Genomic DNA, 11,563 nt, shown 5'->3' with positions numbered 1-11,563 from the left:
TCAAATCGAGGAATTCATGTCACGATATCCAAAATCCGTTCGCGCGGCATCGATCAAATGCATCGCATGCAACGCACCTGTGGTACAAACTGTTGATGGAGCATATGGTTGTGTCAAATGTGGGGACTCTCCTGTCGAAAAGAAGCAGATGCAGAAGAAGGAACCTGCAGTTGCTAAATCAAGCCCGATTGCAGATGACTAAAAAATAGGATCGAAATAAATGAGTAAAGAGGAAACTATAGCTTCCAGTCACAACCGTACCGCATCAGAAGAACAAGTCTCTCAATCACCAGAGGAGCTCCTTGTTGGGCCAGACAGCGCTATAACCCCTGTGCTGAGTGTGATAATGCCCACACTCAATGAAGAGGATGGGATTGCAGAATGCATTGAGATGGTAAAACGAGGGATCAGTAAAATCGGTGTAACGACCGAGATCATCATCAGCGATAGCTCGACGGATCGAACTCCAGAGATCGCACGTGAGATGGGGGCGATCGTCGTCGAGCCAGACAAACCTGGATATGGATATGCGTATCGGTATGCGTTTGATCATGCCCGAGGTGAATATATCGTTATTGGTGACGCTGATACGACGTATGACTTCGAGGACATTCCTCGGCTTCTAGAGGAAGTCACACATAATGATGCAGATATGGTGATGGGAAGTCGCCTTGAGGGTGAAATCAAATCTGGTGCAATGCCGCCTTTGCACCAATATATTGGCAATCCGTTGTTGACGAAGTTCCTCAATACGTTTTATGGGGCGGGTGTCTCCGACGCACACAGCGGATTCCGGATCATCGAGCGAGAGGCGCTCGAGAATTTGGAGTTGAAAACAAGTGGTATGGAGTTTGCGAGTGAGATGATTATGGAGGCTGGTGCTCGGGACATGAAGATCGAAGAGGTTCCGATCACGTACCATGAGCGCGAAGGTGATGCGACGCTTGATAGCTTCGAGGATGGTTGGCGTCACGTGAAGTTCATGCTCGTGAATGCGCCAGGGTATTTATTCTCGATTCCAGCAATGATTTTGACTGGGATTGGTTTGTTGGTAATGACGCTTGCTTATTTCAGCATCCCAATTGGTGGTGTGAATGTTGGGTTGCACTCGATGATTGCCGGAAGTCTGCTTGCGATCAGTGGCTATCAAGTTGGTAGTCTTGGGGTGTTTGCAACTGTGGCTGGTAATCCAATTAAAAAATCGCAGCAGCCTGTGATGGGATGGTTATTGAAGCGGCTGCAGCTTGAACACGCAGCGACGCTTGGATTATTGGTTTTCATTGGGGGTGCAGCCTATGCTAGTTTCTTGTTCATTCAATGGGTTACAAGTGGATTCACTCAGCTGCCACTTCTAATGGATGATATTGTTGCATTCACCGCGATTGTTCTCGGTGTGCAGACCGTATTCTCGTCGTTCTTCATGAGCGCGATTGCCGAGTAATTAATACCAATTTTATAGGAGTGGTCTTATATCAACAATTTCCTAAAATTTCATCTATTATATATTCTATACACAAATATATTAATATTTTAAATAGTAAATTATTCTAAAACTCATAAAATTAAAATTCGGAAAATATTTAAATGACATCATATAAGCGTTACTTATGAGTGAAGTCAGTGTCGTCATTCCCACTAAAAATGCAGGAGATCAATTTGGCAAGCTCTTAAATAAAATAAGATCACAGTCTATGGTTGATACTGAGATTATTATTATCGATTCTGGTTCTACTGATGGAACAGTAGACACTGGAAGAAAATTAGCAGACAAAATAATCGAGATTTCACCTAATGACTTTCACCATGGCCGAACTCGGAATATAGGTGCAGAGGCGGCAAACGGGGATATTATTGCCTTTACAGTACAAGACGCTTATCCCGTAACTGATACCTGGTTAGCAGATTTAATAAATCCAATTGAAACTGATGTGGCTGATGTTACATATGGAAATCAGATAGCACATCCAGATGCTAAACCTGTCGACAAATTCTTCTACAAATATTTCTATCCGGATTCTAATGTTAAAGTAACTGAAGATGATACTAATGACGAAGCGAAATTTTACCTCCATAATATATTCATTTCTGACGTTTCCTCTGCTATTTCCTCATCAGTTTGGGATAAATTTCAGTTTCAAGACAATGTTGACATGTCAGAAGACAAAGATTTTGCTTACAGAGTCGCCAATGAAGGTTATGATCTATATTACTGTTCTGATGCGGAAATATATCATTCCCACGATTACTCTATCCGTAGTTTGTTTTTGAGGAGATATAAAGATGGAATGGCATTTAAGGATATCACTTCTCCAGATTCTGACGATTTTATACTTAACGGTATTAAATACATAGTTTCTGAATATGAATATCTCATACGAAATAATAAGAGTTATTGGATTCCTTATGCTATATTGTATGATTTTACTTATTTTATATCATTCATAATGGGGAAAAATAACGAATATATACCAGATAAATTACATAAGATTTTATCTGGTTGATTGATTAAATACCTTCATTAACCGCTTAGTAGCTTTCTCCCATGTGTATTTTTTTGCTTGTTTTTTCCCCTTACGAGAAAGTTCAGTCAATCTTTCAGGATCATGGATTATATCTAATCCATTTCGAATTGAGGTCACATCCAAAGGATCAACATACTCAGCAGCTTCTCCCATTATTTCTGGAATGGCAGATACGTTTGATGTAAGCACAGGAGTTCCACATGCAGCGGCCTCAACTGGTGGTAGTCCAAACCCTTCGTATAGTGATGGATATGCAAGTAAGGTTGCCTGCTCATAAATATACCTTAACTCCCTTTCCGATACATAACCTAGATTGATTATCTCACTTCGATCAACTTGCTCTTTCCCAAATGCAATTCCATTTTGAGCACCGACAACAACTAATTCAATATCTGAGTTTAACTGTTTATATGCCGCCAATAAGCGGCTCAAATTTTTCCGCTCATCGGTAGAACCAACAAAAAGAATAAAATCGTCCGGCAGATCAATATTTGTCTCTTTTACATCATTAAAGAATATATCATCGACTCCGTTATATATCACGTGAACATTTGATTCATCAATTTGAAGTTCCTCAACTATCTTTTTCTTTGAGAATTCAGAAACTGTAACAACTTTATCGGCGTATTGTACACCTGATGGAATTGCTATTCTTCGATAAGCACGTTGTATTGAACTATGTCCATGTTCTGTACCAACGTGGTGGATCATTACCACTGTTTGATGAGCATTACTACCTAGAGGTGGTACATTCGCGTTTGGGCAAAACAATACATCTAAGTCATCTAATGCTGCCAACATCGGAAGAACGGACCTCTCCCATATGACTCCATAACTTTGGGAATTATATGGGAAAAACTGGCTTTGGTATCTTAAGTTGGTATCAAACCATTGTTGGCCTTCTGGATGGCCATAGAGTGTACACTTTGTCCCCATATTTTTGAGGAGATTCTTAGTGTGTTGTATTCCAACTTGAATAGCTCCTGCTGGCGAGTTGATACTAAAAGTCCTGGCATTAATACCGATGTTCATACTTACCCCAAGCTAATTTTGGCCCAGTAATATTTATTGCGATCATCGCATCTATATTACTAAGGTAAACTCTTAGATAACCCCTTTTTGGTTTATTCCTTCATCGCATTATAAAATATAGAAATATTAACTATTGAGGGTCTTAGAAACGTTAACTTCTTATCAGCGAAAGGCTGTATTTCTAACAGAGAATAATTCATCCATGACTCGCATTTGTTTAGTAAATGCACAATTGCCACCCTACAAGAGTGGCGGTGCTGAAAACTATGTTATAAGGGTAGCAGGCGCTCTTCAAGAGCGTGGCCATAACGTAATGATTCTAACTTCTAAACCCTATAAAAACCCTTCTTCGCTTAAACCTAAATCGGACTCTGTCAATAATGTTCCTGTAGAACGGTTCTATCCGCTAAATATTTCGCATCGAAGTGATGACAATCCATTTGGCGTAGCAGGAAAAGCAATTTGGCATACTTTAGATGTAACCAACGTTCACGCTAGTAAAGTTGCTGGAGAAATCATTTCGGAGTTTGATGCAGATATTGTTCACACAAATAATTTAATGGGTATTTCTCCAAAAATAGGAAAGATAGCACAAAAACAATCCCGTTTCCACGTACATACACTCCATGATTATAGTCTTATCTGTCCAAAAAGTACATTATTGAGAGAATGGACTACTAACAAAGAATTTGAGGTTTGTAGTAATCCTCCGCTACCCTGTCGAATTCATTCGAAAGGGAAAAAAATAGGGATTGGATCTCCAGACATAGTCACAGGACCCAGCCAGCATATTATTGATGTTCATCATAACCATGGGTTCTTCAAGGATGCATCGACTCAGTGTCTTCCACTGGGAGTAACTGAGGTGGCTACATCTATTCCTGAATCCAAAACAAAACCGGCGTGTTTGTATGCAGGTCAACAAACTAGACCTAAGGGACTAGAAATATTATATGAGGCAGCTCAAAAACTAGACAATATCACATTTCATATTTGTGGATCCGGACCGCTCAAAGATCAGACCCAACGGATCTCTGAATCACTGCCCAATGTCAATTACCATGGGTTTGTATCTGATGAAAAATTAACTGAACTAAGAGAATCAGCTACTGTAGCTCTTGTTCCATCTCTTTGGATGGAGAACTCTCCTTTAACAATTTATGAGAGTTTTGCAAGGGGACTACCGGTTATCGGAAGTGATATTGGTGGAATCCCTGAACTTGTTAAAGATGGGAAAAGAGGTGAACTTGTTAGACCAGGATCCTCTGACGCCTTGAGTAACGCTATCATGAAAATAGTCAATTTAAAACGGAAAAATTATACCGAGATCCAACATAATTGCTTAAATTGGGCTTGTTCTCATACTCTCGAGAAACACGTTGACAGCTTAGAGAAAGACATATATGGACACCATGATTAGATAATCGATAACTGATATTATTCTGTAAAAATAAATTAATTATTTACATACTATATTGAAATATAGAATGGGTGGAATATACGCTAATTATTGGAATTGTGCTATCAGTATTTGATAACGACTCGAAAAAGAATAGAAATAAATAAAACAAAGGCGATACAGAACTATTACTACGGATGAATCCACCTAAAGCAGATATAAAAAACGTGCTTTTAATAACCGTTGATTCTTTGCGCTACGATTGGACTTTGACAGGTGATCTCGAACTCCCAACTACTAACGAGCTTGTTAAAGATGGTACCTATTTTAACTCTGCATTTGCTACAGGACCAGGAACGTCTGCTTCATTCCCTGCTATGCTTACAGGAACATTGCCGCTTTCTCACAGTGGGCTCGGTCCGCTAAATGATGACAGGCCCAGGGTTGCTTCTAATCTACGGAAAGCGGGTCTCAATACTGGAGGATTCCAAAGCAATCCCTTCCTTTCTCGTCATTTTAACTACGATGTTGGTTTTGATATCTTCGAAGATTATCAAAATCCTCTCATGGGAATAGCAACAAAAGTCTTCCCTAGGGGAATCGAATTAAATAATCCAAAACTGAGAAAAGTAGATGATGTATTTCATATTACCGATGCCATAAAATACTCATATAAACTGATTAAAGGGAAACCGCGTCCCTATGTGAGTGCAGACGTTATCACTGATGATACTGTCAAGTGGCTTGATACCGTCAATGAACCTTTCTTCGGATGGTCTCATTATATGGACGTACACCATCCATGCTTTCCTCCAAAAAAATATCGAGCTCAATTTGATGTCGAGGACGTTTCTCAAACAGATGTCTCTGAATGGTATTCAAAATTGCTCACTAATCCCGAATCACTATCGGAAACAGAAATTGATCTTCTTCGCCGCCTTTATGACGCTGCTGTTGTTTATACAGATTTCCAAATAGGTAGAATCATTAGAAAATTACATGATTTGGGAATCTATGAAAATACTTTAATCGTGTTTACTTCTGATCATGGTGAGCTCTTCGGTGAGTATAATAAATTTGGAAAGCCTGAGCGGATGTATGACGAACTTCTGCAAATCCCCTTGATCATCACAAATGGTCCTGATTATTTGCCAGAATATAAAAATGAATTGGTGAGTTTGCTTGATCTACCGCCGTTATTCCATAATTCACTTGGGCTTTCTGTACCAAGTGAGTATGAAGGTACACAGTTTGGGAAAGATGATCCTCGCGATTATATTACTGCGGAGCATGAAGTGAACGGAAAGGTTGTAGTCGGTGCTCGTTCAAAGAACTGGCTATATGAGGTTGATGAAATTCGCGATGATACGCGTCTTTTCGATCTTCGAAAACCAAGGCCAAAACAAGTTTCTTTTGATGAGAATTCAGAAACTAATCGAATTCAAGAAGCTGTTATGAGTCGTCTTGCTGATTTAGATGTAGAAACTAGAGATTTAGAAAACGAAGTAGAAGGTGACGTTCAAAATCGTTTAGAGGACTTAGGATATCTTTAATTACTATGATATATAAAAACTAAAAGCTTAAAAGGGTAGAATCTTACAATGTTAAATATGAATGTAAATTCGGCGAAAAGACGATTGCGGCCATTATATTTCAGGGCTTTATCTAAAAAAGCGAATTTCGACCATGATCTAATGCACATATCGGAAAAACCTGGGCAATATAATCATGTGTTATTGGTGTGTATCGATGCGTTAAGGCCAGATTCGGTACCAGATCTTCCTCTCTATTGGTCCGAAGCTGTTAGTGGGAGCACTTGGACATTTCCTTCTGTGACGAGTTTTCTAACAGGTAAATACCCTCACGAACATGGGTCTGTTGCGCATACGATGGTTGATGATGACTCATTTGCAATGCCTGAACAATTCAACCAAAACATGTCTCTTCCCGAAGTATTTGAAAAATATGGATATAGTACTCTTGGTTTGTTTGGGTTTCCAATGCCATTTATGGCTTCGAAAACATGGTTCATGAAACATCGAGTTTGGGCTGATGAACCTGCAGAAACCCTTTCTGAATATTATAGATCTTGGCGTAAATCGAAGGATAAAACATTCGCATATTTACATTTAGGAGATCTTCATGCACCTGTTGAACCGCCTCAAAGATTTATTGAAGCGAGAGATGTCGATACTGATCTTCCCCATCTTCCTGTTATTAAAAAATATACCCGCTCCTATAATGCGAGCAATGAATGTAAATATTATAGGAAAAATAAATTACGTCTTTATCAAGCTGCACTTGATTATGTGAGTGAGTCTCTTAGAAAACTTAGTAAAGATGAAAATACCCTTTTCGTTTTAATTGGTGACCATGGTGAAGCCTTTTGGGAACACTATCAAATAGATCACGAATTCACTGATTCTAGGCCAAATTATGGTGTAGGACATGGTGGTACGCCATTTGATAAAGTTGCGCGAGTTCCTGTTGGAACAAACAATAAAAAGTTACAGCCATCGGGTGGGTATGCTTCACTTATAGATCTTCCCGCAACTTTAATTGAATATATATTTAATGAAAATATAGACACTTCTGGTATGTCGTGGAGACATAATCTTCCAGAGGATAGAGCAGTGTTATGTGAGGGAGTGCGTTATGGACCCGAGCGAAAGGCTGTATATAAAAACGGAAAGAAGCTTATTCATTCTAAACACGATAATATCTCTTTGGCAGCTTGTGTGACCGATGATGGTGAAAATTTCGATCCAAATATAGACGTTACGAAATTATCCCATTCTTTACCAGACTCTTGGGAACAAAATAGTGAAGGTTCAACTAGTCAAATGGTACAAGACCAATTAGAAGCGTTAGGCTATAAATAGTGGCATTTATAGTTGAATATTTTGCATTTATACTGTATAACCTATATCTTTCAGCTGCTCATTAAGCTGTTTTTGATCTATTTTTCTATTTGTACTGGCTTATCATTTCAAATTCTTTGTATTTATTATAATTATATACTTAACGTTCAATGAACGAAAATTATAATTTAATTAGATCAAGGAACAATCTTATAGATAGGATTAAGTGTATCGGCCTATTTTTATAGATTATTGGTTGAATCGCACTTAGCTGAAAGAAGTTATTAAAATTGAAATAATAATACACATGAGTAATAACGTTGTATTAATTTGTCTCGATTCCGTTCGAAAAAGAGAATTTGATAAATATGCTCCACGACTTCGTAAATTAGCAGATATTGAATTCGATCAGTGTAGAGCTGGTTCGTCATGGTCGATTCCATCCCACGCTACAATGCTGACTGGAAAGTTACCGTATGAACACGGTGTCCATACACATCACCAAACCTTTAAAGATTTAGATAACAATGCTGTATTGACTGAACGTATCCCACATAAATGCATTAGTATTTCAGCTAATCAATTCACGTCAGAAACATTTGGATGGGATAAATGGTTTGATGAAACATTCACTATTAGCCAAAGTAGTCGATTTCCAAATGGAATCGATCCTCGGGAATCACAAGGAATCGTAGATCACTTACGGAAATCACTACAAGATAGCAATACTGTTGAGAGTCTTGGCAATGGTTTAATGTTTAAATTATCGACTATCACATCTGGATATCCAATTCCAAGATTTATGGATTATGGTGGAAATTCTATATTAAATATGGCATCAAATAAATTGAACAAAACTACCAACGATTCATTTATATTCATGAATCTTATGGAAGCTCACATCCCACACCATAAGGTTTGGAAATATAATAATTTAGGGGAAAAGGTTCCAAATTCATGGAGTTCTGATGCGATCAATATGGACAAGTGGAATAGAACAGGTGGTGATGGAGTCTTTCAAAATGAGATAAAACATTTTAGAACAGTGTATAATCAATCTATTGATTACCTTGATAAGTTAATTTCAAGCTTTATAAAAAAAGAAATTAGTAAGAATTCTGAAACTGTATTTATAATTACAGCAGATCATGGGGAAAACTTGGGTTATGATGAGGATGATAAACTCATCGAGCATACAGCAAGTCTTAGTGAGGGGTTACTCCATGTACCACTTCTAGTTATAAATTCCTCTCAAGATATTTCTCCAAAAGAAATATCACATACACAACTACCGGGATTAATTGAATCACTTTGTACTGATTCCAAAGCAGATGTTGATAAGAATGTAATAAAAAGTGAGCTGATTGGCTCAGGAAGAGGTGAGGTTGACGAAAATGATAATAAATTCTGGGATCGCGCTCAAAGAACAGTTTATGACTTTGAAAAGTATATGAAAATAATATGGGATTCAGAAGGGAACAAGCGTCAGTTCCAATTGAATCCTGAGAAAAAATCTTGGCAACAAGAAGTTTCGGTAGATCCTGAATTTCTTGAATTTGCTATTAAACAGTTTAGCATAGATATAAATGATTATAAGGACAGTGTCAAGAAAACTAATGTAACTCCTGATATATCAGAATCAACAAAGGATCAACTCAAAGAGCTTGGTTATATGTGATTATATAATTTAATTATCTATAATGACAAAAACATCTAATAGTATACTAGAGCTAGTGAAAGGTTCTGGTATTGTTTTCGTTGGTATGGTAATAGGTCGTCTGCTAGGATTAGGGGCTCAAGTATCTATTGTTAGGGAGCTATCACCAACGCAATTTGGACATATAGCATTAGCCTATACAATTGTTTCATCTATTGGTGGGATTGCTATCTTTGGAGTCCAAGACGGAGTCACAAGGTTTTTATCAGCTTCGGATCTTGAAGAAACAAAAGCACGATATGTACAGAGTGGATTCCTTATTGTGGCTATAACTGGAATGATATCTACTTTTCTGATAATTTCTACAAGATATGAAATTGGAGCAGTAATGGATGACCAAAAATTACCTGGTCTACTGGCAATCTTTAGCTTTTACACTCTCATTTTTCCCCTTTCTCGAGTAATGATTTCTATTCTTAGAAGTAGAAAAGAGTCAAAGTCAATGATATTATCTAGAGACATTGCAGGACCAATTCTTGCTTTATCTGTCTTTTTCGTTTTGGCATTCTTTGACTATCCTATTATCGGTGCTATTGGATATTGGATTTCACTTCCAACATTCGTACTCCTTTTCAGTTTCTATTATTCGATAAAATATTTACCTATATCTAGCATTATTAACACTCCACCACAAAAGACAACAATTCAAAAATTATGGTCTTTTTCTTGGCCATTAGCAATCAGCTCCTCTTTTGTGTTATTTTTATCGAATTTGGACGTCATTATGATTGGAGTGTTTTTGAATTCTGAATCCGTTGGCCAATATCGCGCTATCCAACCTCTTAGGCAAATTACACTATTTGTCTTAAGCTCGGTAACGTTTCTTTATCTTCCACTAGCTACTGAGCATTATGAAAATAGTGACGATTCTGGTTTAATTTCGTTATATAGATATTCCAGCAAATGGATCTCCTCAATAACTCTCCCTATAGTATTAGTAACTGGGTTATACTCTGATAGTGTAATAATAAACTTATTCGGGAGAAGTTACTTGCCTGCTTCGTCTGCATTAACAGTTCTAATTTTTGGTTATTTTCTTCGGGTAATTGTTGGCCCAACAGGTACTACACTTAAGGCAATAAATAAATCTAGAGTAGAACTCATCTCAGCTATGAGCGGAGTAATAGTGAATTTTATTGTGAATCTCTTACTTATACCAAAATACGGAATAATTGGTGCAGCAATTGGTACAGTTTTAGGATATGCAGTTTTCAATTTGGTTGAAATTCTTGCCATTTACAATGCTATTGGTGGCCACCCTTTCACCATGAATTTGATCCAACCATCAGTGCTTTCGATAACCTCTGCCTTAATCACAAGAAGCATAATTCCCGATGACTCTATTTCAATTTTTGCGTTAGTTGGTCTTATTGGTTTCTTCGGTATTGTCCAAGTGAGTTCGATTTTCATCACAAATAGTTTGGATAAAAATGATTATATGATGATTAATAAAATCGAAAATAATATAACCGTGGAACTCAAAAGACTTAAACAAACTTACAATGAAAGATAAAACAAACCAAAGAAGAATAGTCAGTAGAAACCTTAATAATATTAATAAATATGATTGAAGGAGTTTCCGTCCGATCATTACAAGTGAATACTGATGAGCGCGGTCATCTTGTTGAAGCTTTCCGTGAAGACTGGGAAGAATACGAGACTAAACCGGCGATGTCGTATTATTCGATGACATATCCCGGAATAGTTCGAGCTTGGCACCGACATCTCAAAGGTCAAATTGATCACTTCATTTGTCCAAAAGGTCGTATTAAAGTTGGAATTTATGATGACCGTGAAGAGTCCTCTACAAAAGATGAACTTAATACGTTTATAATTGGTGAACATAATTCAAAAGTCATTAGGATACCAGGGGATTGTTGGCATGGATTCAAAAATGTTGGTGATGAGCCAGCGTTTCTCCTCAATTATCCTACGGAGCTTTATAACTACAATGATCCAGATGAGGAACGACTTCCATACGATACTGAAAAAATACCATTAGATTGGCAAAGTGAACCACATGGGTGATAAT

9 protein-coding genes are annotated in these 11,563 nt (G+C 37.6%); 8 read left to right on the top strand and 1 reads right to left on the bottom strand.

The window, feature by feature from the left end; genetic code table 11:
* Positions 1–220: 220 nt before the first annotated feature.
* Positions 221–1,441 (top strand): glycosyltransferase family 2 protein, encoded by a 1,221-nt coding sequence (locus LIX15_RS24400; RefSeq protein WP_227777791.1) that lies wholly within the window; start codon positions 221–223, stop codon positions 1,439–1,441.
* A gap of 166 nt (positions 1,442–1,607) precedes the next feature.
* Entirely contained in the window at positions 1,608–2,501 is an 894-nt protein-coding gene (locus tag LIX15_RS24395; protein ID WP_227777790.1) for a glycosyltransferase family 2 protein, read from the top strand.
* On the opposite strand, the gene LIX15_RS24390 is transcribed toward LIX15_RS24395, so the two are convergent.
* Positions 2,490–3,554, bottom strand: coding sequence for a glycosyltransferase family 4 protein (locus tag LIX15_RS24390; protein ID WP_227777789.1), 1,065 nt, complete (start codon positions 3,552–3,554; stop codon positions 2,490–2,492). The genes LIX15_RS24395 and LIX15_RS24390 overlap by 12 nt on opposite strands.
* Positions 3,555–3,756: 202 nt before the next feature.
* Here LIX15_RS24390 and LIX15_RS24385 point away from each other — a divergent pair, with 202 nt between their 5' ends.
* The 6 genes from LIX15_RS24385 (at position 3,757) to LIX15_RS24360 (ending at position 11,559) form a co-directional block, all read left to right on the top strand.
* A complete protein-coding gene (locus LIX15_RS24385; protein ID WP_227777788.1) occupies positions 3,757–4,974 on the top strand; it encodes a glycosyltransferase family 4 protein in 1,218 nt (405 codons plus the stop codon).
* Positions 4,975–5,150: 176 nt separating this feature from the next.
* Positions 5,151–6,506: a sulfatase gene (locus LIX15_RS24380; RefSeq protein ID WP_227777787.1), complete on the top strand. Its 1,356-nt coding sequence runs from the start codon at positions 5,151–5,153 to the stop codon at positions 6,504–6,506.
* Positions 6,507–6,554: 48 nt separating this feature from the next.
* On the top strand, positions 6,555–7,835 hold the full coding sequence (locus tag LIX15_RS24375; protein ID WP_368410712.1) for a sulfatase-like hydrolase/transferase: 1,281 nt from the start codon (positions 6,555–6,557) through the stop codon (positions 7,833–7,835).
* 286 nt (positions 7,836–8,121) lie between these two features.
* Entirely contained in the window at positions 8,122–9,492 is a 1,371-nt protein-coding gene (locus LIX15_RS24370) for a sulfatase-like hydrolase/transferase (RefSeq protein WP_227777786.1), read from the top strand.
* A gap of 22 nt (positions 9,493–9,514) precedes the next feature.
* Positions 9,515–11,044 carry a flippase gene (locus tag LIX15_RS24365; protein WP_227777785.1) on the top strand — a complete coding sequence of 510 codons (1,530 nt, stop codon included), beginning with the start codon at positions 9,515–9,517 and terminating at the stop codon, positions 11,042–11,044.
* Between the two features lie 50 nt (positions 11,045–11,094).
* Positions 11,095–11,559 (top strand): cupin domain-containing protein, encoded by a 465-nt coding sequence (locus LIX15_RS24360; protein ID WP_227777784.1) that lies wholly within the window; start codon positions 11,095–11,097, stop codon positions 11,557–11,559.
* The last annotated feature ends 4 nt before the right edge of the window (positions 11,560–11,563 follow it).

The organism is Haladaptatus pallidirubidus (genome assembly GCF_020700235.1).
GTDB classification, from domain to species: Archaea; Halobacteriota; Halobacteria; order Halobacteriales; family Haladaptataceae; genus Haladaptatus; species Haladaptatus pallidirubidus.
The sequence above is the reverse complement of the archived record's forward strand: the minus strand, read 5'-3'. Positions and strand labels throughout refer to the sequence as shown.